Source organism: Streptomyces sp. NPDC107522 (assembly GCF_055657525.1).
The window spans coordinates 160,360-176,633 of record NZ_JBVKAU010000014.1; the positions used below are offsets into that span (position 1 = coordinate 160,360).

The following is a 16,274-nucleotide window of genomic DNA, read 5'->3' on the forward strand; positions in this document are numbered from 1 at the left end:
CCTGGTTCCTCGTGACATGGCTCGGCATGCCGAACTCCTACCCCGCCGCCCGCTTGTGTCCGGACAACGTCCCACCCTGGTGGCCGAGTTTCATCCCTGCCTGACCGCGCGGCTCTTGCTGATCTGCGGCCAGTGTCCCCGGAAGCATGCGTCCCTTGTGCACCCGACGCCTTCTGCCGAGACGGCAGCCAGAGCCTCCTCTTCTCCGGCCTCCTCCCGGATGGCTTCGCCCGTCGCCGATCTCCCGAGCGTTCCCCAGCGCCGTAGTACCCGCACGACCGAGCGGAAAGTCGCCTTCGTCGTTCTCCGGGCCCAGGAGGGATGCGACCAGCATGAAGGCGGGCAGCGAGTAGGCGTCCACGTAGGCCTGATAGTCCGCCTCGGTGGCGAAGCCGGTGAACTCCAACTCGGCGGTGGCGGTGGACAAGTACTGCTCCACCACGCCCCGGAGCTGCGGGTGGGCCGCCGTGGTGTGCAGCAGCGTACGGATCAACGGATCGTCGCTTGTCCCGCTGTCCAGCGCCTTACGCACCTCCTGCTCCCACCGGGCCCACGCCGCGACCCGTTGTGGCTTCGTGCCGGTGTCCAGGAGGTTGTCCCCGTGATGCATCACTGCCGTCGCCGCCATCACATGGGGCAACAGAGCCTTCGGCAACAGCAGACGAGTCGCGAGGTACGAGGCAGGTCTAAAACGCGCGACTGACTTTCGTTGGGCGCCGTAGTCCCGTCGGAGCTCTGGCTCCCGTATTTCCGCAGCATCCAGGCTTTGATTCCACGCACTCACGTGCCGATCTTAGGGGGGAGCCGGCGCCAGGGCCGCTGCCGCGGTGATGGCCTCCAGCCTGCGGGTGGAGACCTCGGTCGTCGAGGCCTCAAGTGTGCCGAGCGGCGTGGATGGCGCTGCGGATCGCTGTGTGTGCGTCGCCGGGGATCGGGGCGTACGACGGACGTTGGGCGGCCGTCACTCTTCGTTCGCTGCCGGGCGCAGCCAGTCCAACCACGTCCGAAACGCCGCGCCATAGCGTTGCGTGGCATGCCCGCCTCGGCACGCTCGACCTGGCGGGCGTGCAGGTGTTGCAGACCTTCTTCGGCCCCGCGCGCGTCCACGGCACCGAGGTGCCCCTCGTGCCCGTGGCGGTCCCGACGTACTGGCACGGGCCCGTCTTCATGCGGGGTCCGGACGGTGGCCGCTCTACTGGAGGCGCAGGCCGACTGCCGCCGGCCGCTCGGTCAGCTGCCTCTGGCCTGAACACCCTGAGCCGGACGAGGGTTTCGAGCATGTCGTCGGTGACCTGGAGGTAGCCCGCGCGAGTGCGGTGCTCATCCGCGGCCGCATCAAAGACGTAGATCAGGAGGGGAACTTCCTGCGCATCGGCTGGCCGCTGTCGTCCGACGCGCAGGTCCCGATGTCCGTCCTCAATCATCGCCGCTCCTCGGCAGAGGGCTGCCTTATGCATTGACTCAACGCACTATGCATTGATTCAATACACTAACTGTTGTGCTGCCACAGCAGCGGAAGCACACACGTGCCAAGTGAGGTTGATCGGTGCTGCCGTCCATCGAACTGGTGGAATCCGAAGACTCCGCCGACGAGGTGCTCACCCGCAGCCAGGCGGCGAACGCCCTGGGCCTGTCGCCCAACACCGTCAGCAAGCTGCTCGACAGCAAGTTCCTTCGGGACCTGCAGGCGACACGAGTGCTCACGCTGGCCCGCGCCCCGCATGTGAGCGTCGTCGAGGGCATACTCCCGGTGCTGCGCACGGCGGCGGCCGCGCCTCCCGCCCGCTTGGATGACGACCGCGATTTCATCGGCGACTCGCCCCACTTGACGGACGAGCAGTTTCTCGAGGCTTCCCGTCAGTGGTGGCGGTGCGAGCCCGAGATGATCGTGAAGGCCGGGGTGTTGCCGGTGGCCGTGGCCGGGTGGGTGACCGGCGTCCTCGCCATCCACGGGATCGACGACACCCGGCACCTGGGACGGGGCGAGGTGCGCCACTCCTTCACCGCCACCGTCGCCGGCCGGGTCACAGCCCTCGACACCCCCGAGACCTTCCGGGTCCTGGCCACGGACAAGGCTGTGGCGGACCTGACGCGCAAACTGCTCGGCGCCCGCGTGCACACCGCCGTCTCGGGCGGCCCGATCGCCTATCTGAAAGCAGACCCCGCCGCCCGGGAGAACTCGTGAGCGACTTCGACTCCATCGACGCCCTGGTGGACGGCGCCCGCCAGCAGGTACCGCTGCCTCCTGCAGACGAACGGCGCCGCCTGCGCGAGGGGTTGAACCTGTCCCGCGCTCAGGTGGCGCAGGTCCTCGGGGTGAGCCCGTCCACGGTCGGCGGCTGGGAGTCCGGCCGGGACCCGAGCGGCGAACTCAGGGAGAAGTACGCGTACTTCCTCGACAAGGCGTGCGCCAAATTGCAGGCCCAGGCACAGGAGGCAGCCGGAGCCGAGGACGCGGACGCTTCGTCCGGCGGCGACCAGTCGCACGCCGACGTCCCGAACGGGGAGGCCGACGCGGACGAAGTCGAGGCCCTTCCAGCGGCTCAGCCGTGCGTGCTGTGCGGGGCACCCGCCCGGCACCAGGTCGCCGGCTTCCCCCAGCACCTCGACCCCACCGAATACACGGCCGCTGCCAGCGCCCCCGCCGATCCCGCCACCTCCGCACCGGAACCCGCGGTCCAGCCTGCTGACCGGGAACGACGGCCAGCACCAGGGACCCGGCCGCGTCCTGCTGGTATCGGCAGCGGCGTCAAGATCGTGCCCGTCGGACGCCGCGCCCAGCCGGCGGCCGACATGCCGGACCCGATCGGTCAGTCCGTGTCCGAAGCCCTCGCCAAACACGGCGGTGACGTCGAGAAGGCAACGCAAGCACTCATCAAGCGGGCGATCCCGGACGCCATGAAGCTGCTGGACACCACCCGCATCGGCGGACGGTACGAGATCGTCGCCCACCCCTGGCTGCCCGAGATCCTGCGCAAGCAGAGCTCCCACGGCTCCGACCAGATTTGGGAGGCCCGCCCCAAGTGGACGAGGCCCGAACTGCCGCCCGGCGAGCACGAGGTGGCCGCGCTCGACATCAACGGCGCCTACCTGAGCGCACTCAAGACGTGGCTGCCGCTCGGCCAGCTGAACCACTCCACCGGCAACCACCACGACCGCCGCCGAGCCGGCGTCCACCTGATCACCCCGCCGGAGTGGCAGCACGACGCCGTGCTGCCCAACCCCATCGGCAACCGCGACGAACCCGGCCCGCTCTGGGTCACCGAACCCACCCTGCGCCTGCTGCTGCGCCTCGCCGGCCCGAAGTACGGCCTGTGCGACCCGCCAGAGATCCACGAGTCCTGGACCTCCGGAGCCACAGAGAGCCTCCTGGAGAAGTTCCGCATGACGATCAAGGACGCCCGGGACAAGGCGATCGCCGAGGACGACGAGGTGACACTCGCCTACGTGAAGGCGATGTACTCCAAGTTCGTCTCCACACTGGGCGAGTCCAACTTCAACCGCGAGATCTACCGCACCGACTGGATGCACATCATCCGCAGCCAGGCCTTCGTGAACCTATGGCTCAAGGCGTATCGGGCGCACGATGAGGGCCTGATGGTCGTCCGCGCGATGGGCACCGACGAGCTGCACGTCATCGGCGACTGGCGGGCGGTGTTCCCCGAAGGCCGCGGCGTCACCGAGGTGAAGATCAAAGACCTGTACACCGTCGGGACTGACGCTGACGACGCCGACACCAGCGACTAGGGCTCGTTCGGCGGGTCATGGGCCGAGCCGGGGCCGGACCGAGGCGAGGGCCGGCCAGTTCCCTAATCGTGTTGACCGCCCCCGGCAGGCAGTGCTGGAGTCGGCACGTGGACAGCATCCCCGCCAACCGGCGGTTCTGGAACCAGATCAGCAGCGCCTACCAGCACGAGCACGACCCACAAATCGGCGCCACACCCCGCCTGTGGGGCATGTACTCCATCCCCGACGCGCACCTGCACGCCCTGGGTGACGTCACCGGCAAGCGCGTCCTCGAACTCGGCTGCGGCGCCGGCCAGTGGTCCAGGGCGCTCGCCGCCGAGGGCGCCACCGTGGTCGGGCTCGACCTGTCCGAAGCCCAACTTGCCGCAGCGGCCCGCGCGATGGGAGCGGCCCGCTACCCGCTGGTGCAAGGCGCTGCGGAACAACTCCCCTTCGCCGCCGACAGCTTCGACCTGGTGTTCTGCGACTTCGGTGGGCTCAGCTGGGCGCCCCCGCACCTGGCCGTCCCGCAGACCGCACGCGTCTTGGGCCGAGGCGGGCGCCTGGTGTTCAACGTCGCCAGCCCATGGTTCGAAGCCTGCTATGACGAAGCCGCCAGCCGCGTGACCACGACGCTGCAGAAGGACTACTTCGGGCTGAACACCATCGCCGAAGACGACGGCGCGACCAGCTATCAGCTCACCTACGGCGACTGGGTCAAGGTCCTGCGCGGCGCGGGCCTCATCATCGACGACCTCATCGAGCCACGGCCCGAACCCGGAACACCCAACGGCTACAACGAAACCGACCCACCCGACTGGGCACACCGCTGGCCGGCGGAACTGCTCTGGGTAACCCACAAACCGTAAACAGCGGCAACAGCGCCGAGGCGCTGAAGGCCGCGATGCTGGGGCGTCACTGGGACCTGGGTCTGCTGGGGGCCCTGGACCTGGGCACCAAGGTCGCCGCCGGCGAGACGGCCTGGGGCTGACGATGCTCACCGGCACCCGTGCCCCCGCCGGACGGGCACCCGGTACGGTCTCCTGCGGCGCGTTGTCGCCGCCGGACGGCCCGCTTCCTCGGGCGGCAAGACCGTCCGGGCGCCGACCGCGGTGGACTTCGCTCTCACGGGCAGCGCGCTGTTGGTCCTGGTCACCGCCGTCCGCTGGGTGATGACCTCCCCGCTCAGCCGGTTCCGGCCCGGAGTGCACCTCCAACTCGCAGCCGTAGCCGCGATCGTCGGGGCGCGCTCGCGTAGGCACAGTCCTCCTGCTGGGGACGGTGCTCCGGTGGACACCTCAAACCGGCCCTCACCCTCGCTCTGTGGCGGACCGGCGTCTTCCCCGGCCGAGGCGTCCTGCCCTACGTCGCCGCCCAGTTGACCGGATCCATCGCAGGGGCCGGCCTGGCCCGGCTCGTCTGGGGGCCCGGTCGTCGCGGGCCGCATGGCCTACGGTGCAGTCGACCGCACTGCCGGTCGAACCGCCTGCCGCAGAGGCCGTACTGCTTGCGATTCTTGGTGCGCGCTGTCCTGGCCGCTGTCACAGTAAAAGTGGGTGTCCAGCACCAGGGGGGTGGCGCGGTGGCTCAGGCCCCGAGCATGCAGGAGCTGATCCGGCGCCGACGGCAGGCCGGCTTTGTGGGTCGGCAGAGTGAACTCGGCGATTTTCGTGCGAACTTCGGGGCTGCTGACGAGCAACGACGGTTCCTGTTCAGCATTTACGGTGACTCAGGCGTTGGGAAGACCCTGCTGACGGAGCAGTTCCAGCGCGTGGCGAGGGAAGAGGCGGGAGCACTGACGGCGCGAGCGGACGAGACGTCAGACAGCCTGGCTGCCACCCTGGAGTCGTTGGTCGGCCAGTTGGCGCCGAAGGGCACATCGAAGGCCTTCGGCAAGGCACTCGCGGCGCACCGTCAACAACAACGGGAAGCCCAGAACGTACCGGACCTTGCTGCGGAAGGCCCCTCCGCGACGGGACGGATTGCGGCCGGGGTCGGTCTGGCGGTGGCGCAGAGCTTGCCCGTCGTCGGGCCGCTGGCCGGCGCCGTGACCGCGGAGGAGGTCAGTCAGGCCGCGAGCCGGGTGGGAGCGGCGTTGTCGGAGCGGGTCCGAACTGCCGAGAGTATGCCGCTGTCTCCCGCGGAGGCTCTCAGCGGAGCGTTCGTGGATCTCCTGCACCGGCTCTCGGGGGATGCTCCCTGGCTGGCCTTGTTCTTTGACACCTACGAGCGCACCGAGGTGTTCCTCGGCAGGTGGCTGCTCGACCTGGTGAGCGGCCGTTACGGGGACTTGCCGGCGAACCTGGTGCTGACCGTCGCGGGACAGCGCCGCCTGCATCCCGGAACCTGGGCGCCCTACCTGGATGCCATCGCCTATCTGCCGTTGCAGCCGTTCACGGACGAAGAAGCACGCCTGCTGCTGGCCGCCAAGGGTATTACGGCAGAGCCCGTCGTGGAGGCGATCCTCGAGGTGACCGGGCGCCTCCCCGTACTGGTGGCCATGCTGGCCGAGAGTCGGCCGGCCGACATCACCGCGGTGAGTGATCATGCGGGCGACGCCGTCGACCGGTTCTTGAAGTGGGAGCCGCCGGAGCGCCATGCGGCGGCTTTGGCCTGCGCGTTGCCCCGTGTGGTCAACCAGGATGTGATGGACGTCCTGCTCGGTGAGCCTGCCAGCCGCGAGCTGTACCCATGGCTGCGCACGTTGCCTTTCGTCCAGGACGATGCCGGGCAGGTGCGATTCCACGACGTGGTGCGCACCGCGATGCTACGGCTGGAACGCAGCCGCTCACCCCAGCGCTGGCGACAGCGGCACCATGACCTGGCAGACGCATGGCGCAGCTGGCGCGAGAGCCTGGGTATGGACGAGCGGGACGGCTGGTGGGATCCGAACTGGCAGGACGGCGCGGTGGAGGAGACCTACCACCTCCTGTGCGCCCATCAAGAAGGGGCCACCGCCGGTGCGTTGTGCGCGGCCGTGCGGGCAGCCGAAGTCGGCACGGTCATGGCACGGCGGCTGGCCGACGCGATCGCCCGAGCGGGCGAGGACTCCGACGCCGCTCGAGTGGCAAGGCTCGGCGGATCGCTCGCCGCCACCGTGGGCGACGATGCAAGAGACTGCGCCGACTTCCTCTCCATGCTGCTGGAAGACAGTCGCCTGGACCAGCGGCATCGGATCGCCGCGCTCGCCGAACGAGCCTGGCTGCACCAACTCGCCAACCGACTGGAGCCCTGTCTGGCGGACGTCGATCGCATGCTGCAGCTCCAGCCGGACAACGCGGACGCTCTGACACGCCGCGGCTATGTCTACCGACTGATGCGACGGCATCACGACGCCCTGGACGACTTCCACCAGGTTCTTGCGGCCGCGCCTGACCATGTCCAGGCACGCGTCTTCCGCGGGCTGACGTTCGAAACACTGGGCAGAGACGAAGCTGCGCTCCAGGACTTCAACCATGCGGTCGAGACTGCCGGCGACCATCTCGGGGCGCGCCTGCACCGAGGACGGCTTCTGCGTCGCAAGGGACACGTTGCCCAGGCCCTGTCCGACTTCGACCACGCTGTCGAGCAACATCCCGCATCGGCATGGGCCTTGGTGGAACGGGCCGCATGCCTGTACCGCGCCGACCGCGCCGTAGAGGCCCTGGAAGCAATTGAGCATGCGCTCGAGCTGGAGGACGACACAGCTTATGTGCACGCCAATCATGGCTTTGTGCTGTGTCGGCTGGGGAGGCTCACGGACGGCGTAGCCGCTCTTGACCGTGCGCTGGAAATCGAGCCGGAGAACGTCTGGGCCCTCACCTGGCGGGGCTGGGCGACTGGGCGCTTGGGCCATGCTGACGAAGCCCTCGATGATCTCAATCGGGCAGTGGCCATGGGGCCCAACGACTCATGGCCGAGTGCCGCCCGCGGCTGGCTGCGCTGGGCAGCCGGCAAGCCGGCGCAGGCGCTGCCCGATCTGGAACGCGCGGTTGCTCTGGAACCCGACTATGAGTGGGCACAGCTTGGCCTCGCATTGACACTGCTGTGGCTGCATCGCCCCACCGAGGCCCACGAGGCTCTCGGCCGTGCCGCGGACGAATGGAGCAGGCACGCGCCTTACGCGCAGGAATTGGCTGACCGCCTGTTCGACGTCCTGCAGCGGCACTACCGGCGCGACGACGAGGTGATACGGGATGCGGTCCACAACGCACCGGTCTGGATTCACCAGACCAGTCGATGGCACAGCATTCGCCAGTTCGCACTGCCGCTCCTGCGCAGGAGCAGCCTGCCCCTCATGCGGGACAGCGTCAGGTTTCTTCGCTACGCCAGAGCCGTCATACGAGACCACCCCGATTCCGGCCCACTCGAGAGCAACCAGTTGACTGCCCTGGCGGACGAGGTGTTCGATCACTTGCCACAACTGGACTTGGGCGAAAGCGGCTGAGCCGCCGTGGCCACCCCCGCGCTACATCGACCCGCCTCCCTGATCCTCGACGTCGCCTGAACTCCGTGATGCCAACGGTCACTTTGATGAGTGTCCTGAAACTGTGTTCCGGCGTCATGCCGAGGTCGCAGCCGGGCGCCACGGCGTCGACGCCCGCACGCTGTTGCTGGAGGTCGGCCGCCGTGGTCCGGTCGGTGCCCAGGAGGACGTGATCGTCGACATCGCCCTGGATCTCGCCGCGAACCGGGAGCGAACGGCCCGGCCGCGGCGGGAAGGCGCTGTGCGCGAGGGGATCAGCTGCCGGTCAGGGAGATGGCGATGTCCGTGATGTTCAGCGGGAACTGGTAGATCGGGGTCACCGCGCCCGTGAACAGGTTGACCGTGTAGAGCGTCGGGGTGCCGGCGCCGTACGGCGTGAGGGAGGCGAAGGCGGTGTTGTCGACCGTCTTGCCACCGCTCAGGGTGCTGTAGATGTCCATGCCGGCCTTGAGCTGGGCGTCGATGCCGAGGCTGCCGGTCGGTGCGAGTGTGCCGTTGTTGGCCGGGGACTGGATGACGACCTGGTCGCTGGAGGTGTTGACGTCGAACAGGGTGGTCGCGGTGGCCGCGTTGAGGTCGTTGTTCGTGTACGCGGCGGCTGTGACGCCCTTGGTCGTGCCCTCGGTCGGCGGGGTCGTGAGGTTCAGGTCCTGGATGGTCGTGTGGTCGTTCAGGTTGTGCCGCAGGTTCTGCCCGTTGTCGCTGATCACGCGGAGCCGGTCGGCCGCGGGGTTGAAGTCGACACCGAACGTCGTGCCGTTCAGCGCGTACTGGAGCTGGGACACCTTGGTGACGACGACGTCCGTGGTGGCCGGCGGGGTCTTGATGGTGTAGATGCCGCCCTTGTTGCCGACGCCGTACATCAGGCCGTCCTGGACTCGGAAGTCGATGCCGACCAGGGCGGTGTCACCGCTGAGCCCGGTGATGACCCGCACCCAGTTGAGCACGTCCGGACGGTCGGTCGTGAACGTGGCCATCAGGGTGCCGTCACCACTGATGCCGAACGCGCGAAGACTGGGGGTGGCGGCGGGCGCGGCCGAGGCGGAGCCTGGTGCGCTCAGCATGAGCGCCGTCGACGTGGCCAGGACCGCAAGCGCCGCCGCGATTCTCTTTCTCATGCCTGCTTTCATCGGTCTTTCCCTCCCGTTTGAGAAAACGCCAACGTGCGGCGTCACGAGTGACGTGCGGATGAGAAATTGCTGTACCCAGCCCGTACCGATGGCCGGAAACGTGCCGGAATGATCGCCGTGGTGCTCCCCCCATACGGCGGGTACAGGCTCCCATCAAAGCCGCTTCACTCCGCCTCTACAAGCGGAACCTGTCGCAAAAACGCCCGGGTCCGGGAAGTTTGCGCACAGTGACAAAAGCGTCGACGATGCACCCGTCATGGATTTATGCGAAGTGATAAACGGCGTCCGGATTTCGTCTGTCCGCCCGTTCGGTCGGAATGGCATGCTCGCCGCTCATGGGGAGCCTCTTCGCCGAACTGGCCCTGCGGGCGACGACCAACGCCCGCAGGGAGGTCGAGACGTATGTGCGTGAGATTCCGGAGTTCGGGATCCTGCACACGGATCCGCGCGCCATGGCCAAGACATTGGAGTACGCGGTCTGGTTCCGTCGTCGCACCATCGAACTGTCGCCGGACAGCAGCGAGTTGCGCGACGACGATCTGCGCTACATCTCCGCGATGGGCGAGCTGCGCGCCGGGTCCGGCATGTCGCTCAACGCGCGACAACAGGTGCTGCGGGTGCACACCGCGCTGATGCTGCGCGAGATCAACGAGGCCACCGACGCCCAGCGCGGCGGCAGTGTCGACGAGTTGATGCGGATGATGGCCTGGTTCGCTCCGCAGGGCGAGCGCGGCATCGGCGCCTATCGCCAGGGATTCGTGAGGGTGCTGAGGCGCCGGCTGCCGTATGCCGAGCAGGTCGCCCTGCTGGCCCGGTCATTGCTGGCCGGGGATTCCATGGTCGCCGAACTCGCCTCCGTGGTGGACATGGATGTGTCCGACTATTACGCGGTAACCGTCTTCCGTGTGCCGGACCGCCCGACCGTCGCCGATCCCGCTCAGGAAAACGAGATCGAGACCCTGGTGAAAACGCACCGAGTACTTGTGACCTGGGCCCCGGAAAACGGCTACGAGGGCGGCGAACTGGTCGTTCTGGTTCCTCGCCCGTCCGGTGCCGGGAAAACGGTACCCAACCTCTTGCCCGGTCCATCCGACTCCCTCGACCTGTTGCCCCACGGGCCGGATTTATCCGCACTCGTACGGGACTTCGCCCAGGCCCTTGCCCGCCCCTGCGCCGTCGGCACCGCCACCGCGCCGCTCGCCGATCTCGCCGAGGCCCTCGAACGCGCCCGCCGGATCAGCAGGGCGGCCCCGCTGAGCCGACCGTCCGCCCGGTTGCGGGCGCACACCGTGGCGGACGTCTTCGTCGAACTCGCCGTCGCGGACGTCCCGTTCGTCGACGACTGGCTCCGCACGGTGGCCCGCCGCCTGGAGGACGGCCCCGACCTCCTTGTCACACTCGACGCCTACTACCACCACGACATGCACCGGGGCAGCACGGCCACGGCCCTCAACGTCCACACCCGCACCCTCGACTACCGCCTCCGCCGAGTACGGGAGCTGACCGGCATCGACCCTGGCTCGACGCACGGCGTGCGCGTACTGAGCGCGGTCGTGGCCCGGCGGCTGTCGGGGGCATGGGAGTGAGTGCGGGGCGAGATGCGGCCGTGGGGGTCTCCGGTGCGCTCCCCGAGGGTGGGTGCGCGACGCTGCACGCGGGCCGCGAGATCGCGGAGCGGGTGTTCGATGGGGCAGGCTGTGACGGTTCGCGAGGCCGATGACTCTCTCGCTTCATCTCCGCTTCGAGTGCCCGCGCGGCCGGCACCTGACCAGGGTCTGGCCAAAGCCACGCACGACTCCCAGCGGCTCACCGTAGGGTGCCCGTTCCGCAATCCGGCGCGAGAATCCTGCACTTCCCGGATCCTGGCCAAGGAGGGGCGACCGAGTGGATCCACTGGCAGTCCGGCGCCGCCCAACTGCTGCCCGGCTGATCGTCGGCCGTAGCCGCGGTCCGCTTTCCTCACCGGCCGCAGGGCTCCCGCCGGAACGGCGACCCTGGAGGGTGCCGAAGTCCGGCCGGGCCCGGCTCTCCTAGCGTCGGGCTGAGAGGCTCTTTGACGAAAGCACCCGCCTGTTGGGCCAACCCCCCTCGCCTTACTCGAGGACATCGAGGACCTGCACCGCTGGACCCTGCACAGGCTCCGCCACAGTCCGCTCACCCACAACGCCGAGGGCGGCACCTCGCCCCGATGCCGCTGGCCCGCTCTCGTCACGCCACCGTCCGCTCCTGTAGGTGAACCCTCACAAGTTGACCTCGCGGCTATTTGCTCCCTCGTGTCGGAACCAGGGGCTCATCCCGACGGACGGAGAAGGCACCCGCGGCAGCCGCCAGGACTGCCGCCTCCGCAGCCTGTTCCGGGAGTTGCGGATCCGGATCGGTACGCAGGAGCACCAGCTGGTGGTAGAGCGGCGCCGTGGCGGCGATCAGCAGGCTCCGCGCGTCCGTGTGCTGTGCGGGGAGTTCACCGCGCTCGATGGCGCGCTCGACGAGGATCTCGCACTGCGTGTACCGGTCCGTCCACAGCTGCGTCTGGGCCCGCGCGGCCTGTTCGGAGTGGAACGAGGCGGCCATCAGGGCAACGGCGAACGACGGCTGCACGACCAAGGATTCCTGGATCTCCTGATTGAGGGCCGTCAGATCGCCGCGCAGTGAGCCGGTGTCCGGCGGCTGCCAGTCGATCTCACCGGCGGCGTGGATGACGTCGACGAGCAGGCCGCCGACATCGCGCCAACGCCGGTAGACCGTCGCGCGGTGCACTCCAGCCCGCGTAGCGACACCCTCCATCGTGAGTCCTTCGTGACCGCGTTCGGCGAGTTCGGCGCGCACCGCATCGAGAACCTGGGCGCGGATGCGGGCGGTGCGACCGCCCGGACGGCGGTCCGACGTCGTCTCCAGTGGGTCTGTCATCGGCAATCAGTATCCGGTTGATCAAGACGGCAGGGCTGTGCCAGCATCTTAACGCGACAGTTGTCGCTCTAAGTCCACAGAGAGGAACTGCCGCCGCGATGCCGCCCGTTCCCGCTGACCCCACCGTGCTCCACCCGATGCCCGAGCACCCGCGCGTGGTTCTGCTCAAGCCGTTGGTGAAGTCGCCGCTGATCGAGGTCGGTGACTTCTCCTACTACGACGATCCGAACGACCCGACCGCGTTCGAGACGCGCAACGTGCTCTACCACTACGGCCCAGAGCGGCTCGTCATCGGCAAGTACTGCGCGCTGGGGACCGGCACCCGGTTCATCATGAACGGCGCCAACCACCGCATGGACGGGCCTTCCACCTTCCCGTTCCCCACCATGGGCGGCTCCTGGGCGGAGCACTTCGACCTGATCACCGACCTGCCCGACCGGGGTGACACGGTCGTCGGCAACGACGTGTGGTTCGGCCACGGCGCCACGGTCATGCCCGGCGTACGCATCGGTCACGGCGCGATCATCGCCGCCGGCGCCGTGGTCACGGGCGACGTCCCCGACTACGGCATCGTCGGCGGCAACCCCGCCCGGCTCATCCGCACTCGCTACGACGCTGCGGACATCACCCGGCTCCTCGCCGTGGCGTGGTGGGACTGGCCCGTGGAGCACATCACCAGGCATGTACGGACGATCATGTCGGGGACGGTCGCCGGCCTGGAGGAGGCCGCCGCGCAGATCGACCAACCTTGACACCGCGTCCTGACCACACCTCCCGCGCCAGAAACGAGTGATGGCCCATGCCCCGTCGCAGCGCACATATCGCGATGGTCGGCGTCCCCATGCCGGGCGCCGACGCCTACCGGGGCAGGTTCGCGCGGTGGCTCGCCGACTGGGGTGCGACCTGAGAGTGTGTCAGGCTCCAGGGGAGGGGGAGCTTGGATCCGCAGCATCAGACTTCACGTTGTGATGGGACGCTGAGCTGAGCTTCTGGCAGGTTCGAGGCAGCAGATGGCGGGTTCCCGCCGTTACCGGTTCGGCCTTGCTGGCGCACGACTGGCCGGCGTACGCGGCCCTCGCCGACGCGGTGGGGGAGCGGACCCAACGGACAGGCGGACGGGGCGCCGACCGGCGCCCCGTCCGCCTGTCCCCATACTGCAGGGCAGGACCGGTCAGTGTCTCTCGGGCGCCGGAGCCCCCGCCAGGATCGTCGGCTCCACCGCCTCGTAACGGCGCAGCTGCATCGAGGGGTCGTGCTGGGGCAGGATCGTGCCCAGCCAGCCCGCGAGGAAGCCCACCGGGACCGACACGAGGCCTGTCGTGGTGAACGGGAACCAGGCGAAATCGCTGTCCGGGAAGACCGACTGCGGTGAGCCGGAGACCAAAGTGGTGCCGGTCATCAGGACGAGCACGCTCACGGTGCCCGCGATGAGCGTGCTCAGCAGGCCCGTACGGGTGTAGCGCCGCCAGAAAAGGCTGTAGACAAGGGCCGGGCCCACGGCGGACGCGCCGACGCAGAAGGAGAGAGTGACCATCACCTGACCGTTGAACTCCCGGGCGTACGCGGCTGCGACGATCGCGGTGAGGCCGACGCCGAGTGCGGCGGCTCGTGCGATGGTCATCTCCGTGGAGTCCGGCAGGGTGGTCCGGCGCAGGCCCTGAGCGATCAGGTCGTGCGCCAGAGTGTTGGCGCAGGCGAGGGTGATCCCGGCGACCGAGGCGAGCAGGGTGAGGAAGCTCGCCGTGGTCACCATCGTGAACACGAGGGTCTCACCCATGGACGGATCGGGGCCCAAGACGGCCTGGCTGACCATCAGGAACGCCGTCTCGCCCTGTGGGTCTGCCGCGACGAGCTGTGTGTGGCCGACGAGCGCCGCCGCGCCGAAGCCGATCACCGAGATCAGCAGGCACATGACGACGACGGTGGAGACCGCCCAGGACATCGAGCGCCGCACCCCGGACGCGCTGCGGGAGCTGAACATGCGCATCGTGATGTGGGGCAGGACCGCTGCCCCGAGTACGATGGTCAGCTCCGCGCTGATCATGTCCAGTCCGTCGCCGCCGAACTGGAGCCCGGAGGAGAGGTAGGCGTCGCCCGCCCCGCTGCCCTTCTTGGCCGCGTCCAGGAGCGCGGACAGGCTGAAGTCGTAGCGATCCAGGATGAGCACGCAGATGGTGACGGTCGCGAGCAGAAGGACGACGGTCTTGACGATCTGGATGAAGGCGGTGCCCTTCATTCCGCCGATGGCGGCGTACACGATCATCAGTCCGCCGAGGCACACGATGAAGCCGGTCTTGAAACTGTCCGAGTCGAAGCCGAGAACGACGGCCAGCAGATCGCCGGCGCCCGACAGCTGGAAGATCACCAGCGGCAACAGCGCGGTGAGGGTGACCACGGATATCGTGATGCGGACCGCGGGGTCGGACGCACGGCGGGCGAGGACGTCGCCCATGGTGAACCGGCCGGCGTTGCGCAGCGGTTCGGCCAGCAGGAACATCATCAGGACGAGCGAGAGCACGGTGCTCAGGGCGAGCACCACGCCGTCGTATCCGACGAGGGAGACGACGCCGATGGTGCCGAGTACGGTCGCGGCGGAGATGTAGTCGCCGGAGATGGCGAGCCCGCTCTGCATGGGGGAGAGCGAGCGGTAGCCGGTGTAGAACTCGCCGAGGTCGTCATGTTCGGGCGCGGTCATCACACACAGCAGCAGCGTGACGGTGGTGACGGTGATGAACGCGACCAGCGACATGGTCTGGGAGTCGGAACTGAAACCGTTCATCACCAGGCACCCCCTGTGGGGTTGGTGGGACGCTGCCATCCGGTCCTGCCTGGCCGGCCGGGTTGACCTTGTCGGGTCGTGTGGGCAGGCTGCGCGATCCGGTCCCCCTGCGCCGCGCGGTGGGTCTCGGCCGCCTCTTCGGCGTGCTGCCGGATGGTCGCCGCGAGCGGGTCGACGCGGCGGCGTGCGATCCGTTCGTACACGGCGATCGCCCCCAGCACGACCGGCAGTTGGCACAGGCCGAGGGTCAGTCCGGTGGTGAGACCGCCGTCGCCGCTGCCGCTGGTCATCAGTCCGGGCGCGTACGCGGAGAGGATGAGGAAGAGCGTGAAGTAGCCGAGTGCCGTGAGGGTGGCCACCCGGCGCAGTCTGCGGTAGGCCGCGCGGAGCCTGTTCAGGTCGCCGCCCGGGGCGGGGGTCGCCTGCGGGTGCTGGTGCCACAGTGGACCGGGGTCCTGCGGCGGATCGGGGAAGTACTGCTCGTAGGACATGGGGTGCGGCTCCTTGCGGCCCTCGAGGCCTCGCGGCCTTGAGGGTGCCCCTGCGCCCGCCGGGCGCAGGGAGATGTGTCACGGTCGGAGCGCGTATGTTACTGGTCGGTAGTAGTGTGGCGTAAGGGGTTACCGACTGTTCGGTATGCCAGTTTCGCAACGGTCAGGTCACGGCAGATCACGGCAGGTCACACCATGTTTGCGGTAGTGGTGCCGATGCTGGGCCCGACAGTGCCCTGATGACCGTCGAACCCTCATGGCGCCGGGAACACCAGGAGCAAGCGCGGACAGCACGGCTGCGCCGACGCACAACGAAGGATCACGGCCTGGCGCCAGGGCACGGTGAAGAGGGTCCATCGCGCCCGCTCAGGGTCAATGCCGCATGGCTCCACCACGACGTGACACCGGCGGAGGTGCGCGAGCGGTACCCCTCGTCTGCCCGCCGGACGATGGCGGCGCCGGGGGCGACCTTGTCCATGGCTGGTCGTCCAGTGCTCACGGGTCAGAAGCCGGTACCGCTGCCGCAGCCTCGACCACGAACGAGGCGAACTGCCTACCGGCCGCACCCTTGATCACAGTCACCGCGCACGGGATCGCGGGCAGCGCACGCGACCACTTCACGGCCACGTCACCGACGTTGGGAAGCCGCGACCTCCCGCCGGCGGTGATCCGCCATCCGGCGTCCGCGGTGAAGCGGATCGCCTGACAACGCCGTTGGAGCGCATTCCGCTCCGGCAACGACGCTCCGCGCCGCAATCCCGGGATGCGCTTCACCA

Annotated in this window: 13 protein-coding genes and 1 pseudogene; 9 read left to right on the top strand and 5 right to left on the bottom strand. The window is 68.6% G+C overall.

The window, feature by feature from the left end; genetic code table 11:
* Nucleotides 1–37 precede the first annotated feature (37 nt).
* Complete coding sequence (locus ACZ7L6_RS33460) at nucleotides 38–784, bottom strand: squalene/phytoene synthase family protein (RefSeq protein ID WP_471930452.1); 747 nt, start codon at nucleotides 782–784, stop codon at nucleotides 38–40.
* A gap of 783 nt (nucleotides 785–1,567) precedes the next feature.
* Here ACZ7L6_RS33460 and ACZ7L6_RS33465 point away from each other — a divergent pair.
* The 6 genes and pseudogenes from ACZ7L6_RS33465 (at nucleotide 1,568) to ACZ7L6_RS33490 (ending at nucleotide 8,480) form a co-directional block, all read left to right on the top strand.
* A complete protein-coding gene (locus ACZ7L6_RS33465) occupies nucleotides 1,568–2,185 on the top strand; it encodes a hypothetical protein (protein ID WP_471930454.1) in 618 nt (205 codons plus the stop codon).
* Complete coding sequence (locus ACZ7L6_RS33470; protein WP_471930456.1) at nucleotides 2,182–3,747, top strand: helix-turn-helix domain-containing protein; 1,566 nt, start codon at nucleotides 2,182–2,184, stop codon at nucleotides 3,745–3,747. Before ACZ7L6_RS33465 ends, ACZ7L6_RS33470 begins: the two co-directional genes overlap by 4 nt.
* 107 nt (nucleotides 3,748–3,854) lie before the next feature.
* Nucleotides 3,855–4,595, top strand: a complete 741-nt coding sequence (locus ACZ7L6_RS33475; RefSeq protein WP_471930458.1) for a class I SAM-dependent methyltransferase — start codon at nucleotides 3,855–3,857, stop codon at nucleotides 4,593–4,595.
* Nucleotides 4,596–5,005: 410 nt separating this feature from the next.
* Nucleotides 5,006–5,158, top strand: a pseudogene (locus ACZ7L6_RS33480) (aquaporin); the annotation flags it as partial.
* 168 nt (nucleotides 5,159–5,326) lie between these two features.
* Nucleotides 5,327–8,152: a tetratricopeptide repeat protein gene (locus tag ACZ7L6_RS33485; RefSeq protein ID WP_471930460.1), complete on the top strand. Its 2,826-nt coding sequence runs from the start codon at nucleotides 5,327–5,329 to the stop codon at nucleotides 8,150–8,152.
* A gap of 103 nt (nucleotides 8,153–8,255) precedes the next feature.
* Nucleotides 8,256–8,480, top strand: coding sequence for a hypothetical protein (locus ACZ7L6_RS33490; protein WP_471930462.1), 225 nt, complete (start codon nucleotides 8,256–8,258; stop codon nucleotides 8,478–8,480).
* Here ACZ7L6_RS33490 and ACZ7L6_RS33495 read toward each other — a convergent pair.
* Nucleotides 8,446–9,309, bottom strand: a complete 864-nt coding sequence (locus ACZ7L6_RS33495) for a DUF4394 domain-containing protein (RefSeq protein ID WP_471930464.1) — start codon at nucleotides 9,307–9,309, stop codon at nucleotides 8,446–8,448. The genes ACZ7L6_RS33490 and ACZ7L6_RS33495 overlap by 35 nt on opposite strands.
* Before the next feature lie 347 nt (nucleotides 9,310–9,656).
* Here ACZ7L6_RS33495 and ACZ7L6_RS33500 point away from each other — a divergent pair, with 347 nt between their 5' ends.
* Complete coding sequence (locus ACZ7L6_RS33500) at nucleotides 9,657–10,907, top strand: PucR family transcriptional regulator (RefSeq protein ID WP_471930466.1); 1,251 nt, start codon at nucleotides 9,657–9,659, stop codon at nucleotides 10,905–10,907.
* A 673-nt stretch (nucleotides 10,908–11,580) separates the two neighbouring features.
* Here ACZ7L6_RS33500 and ACZ7L6_RS33505 read toward each other — a convergent pair.
* Complete coding sequence (locus ACZ7L6_RS33505; protein ID WP_471930468.1) at nucleotides 11,581–12,228, bottom strand: TetR/AcrR family transcriptional regulator; 648 nt, start codon at nucleotides 12,226–12,228, stop codon at nucleotides 11,581–11,583.
* Between the two features lie 98 nt (nucleotides 12,229–12,326).
* On the opposite strand from ACZ7L6_RS33505, the gene ACZ7L6_RS33510 reads away from it, so the two are divergent.
* The gene (locus ACZ7L6_RS33510; RefSeq protein WP_471930470.1) at nucleotides 12,327–12,980 is read left to right on the top strand and encodes a CatB-related O-acetyltransferase; all 654 of its coding nucleotides are present in this window, start codon (nucleotides 12,327–12,329) and stop codon (nucleotides 12,978–12,980) included.
* Between the two features lie 419 nt (nucleotides 12,981–13,399).
* Here ACZ7L6_RS33510 and ACZ7L6_RS33515 read toward each other — a convergent pair whose 3' ends face one another.
* Both ACZ7L6_RS33515 and ACZ7L6_RS33520 read right to left on the bottom strand, forming a co-directional pair.
* Nucleotides 13,400–15,007 carry a sodium/solute symporter gene (locus tag ACZ7L6_RS33515; RefSeq protein WP_471930472.1) on the bottom strand — a complete coding sequence of 536 codons (1,608 nt, stop codon included), beginning with the start codon at nucleotides 15,005–15,007 and terminating at the stop codon, nucleotides 13,400–13,402.
* Nucleotides 15,007–15,498 carry a DUF485 domain-containing protein gene (locus ACZ7L6_RS33520; protein WP_471930474.1) on the bottom strand — a complete coding sequence of 164 codons (492 nt, stop codon included), beginning with the start codon at nucleotides 15,496–15,498 and terminating at the stop codon, nucleotides 15,007–15,009. The genes ACZ7L6_RS33515 and ACZ7L6_RS33520 overlap by 1 nt, the downstream gene beginning before the upstream one ends.
* Before the next feature lie 568 nt (nucleotides 15,499–16,066).
* Between ACZ7L6_RS33520 and ACZ7L6_RS33525 the strand changes: the two genes are divergently transcribed.
* On the top strand, nucleotides 16,067–16,204 hold the full coding sequence (locus ACZ7L6_RS33525; RefSeq protein ID WP_471930476.1) for a hypothetical protein: 138 nt from the start codon (nucleotides 16,067–16,069) through the stop codon (nucleotides 16,202–16,204).
* Nucleotides 16,205–16,274: the final 70 nt, after the last annotated feature.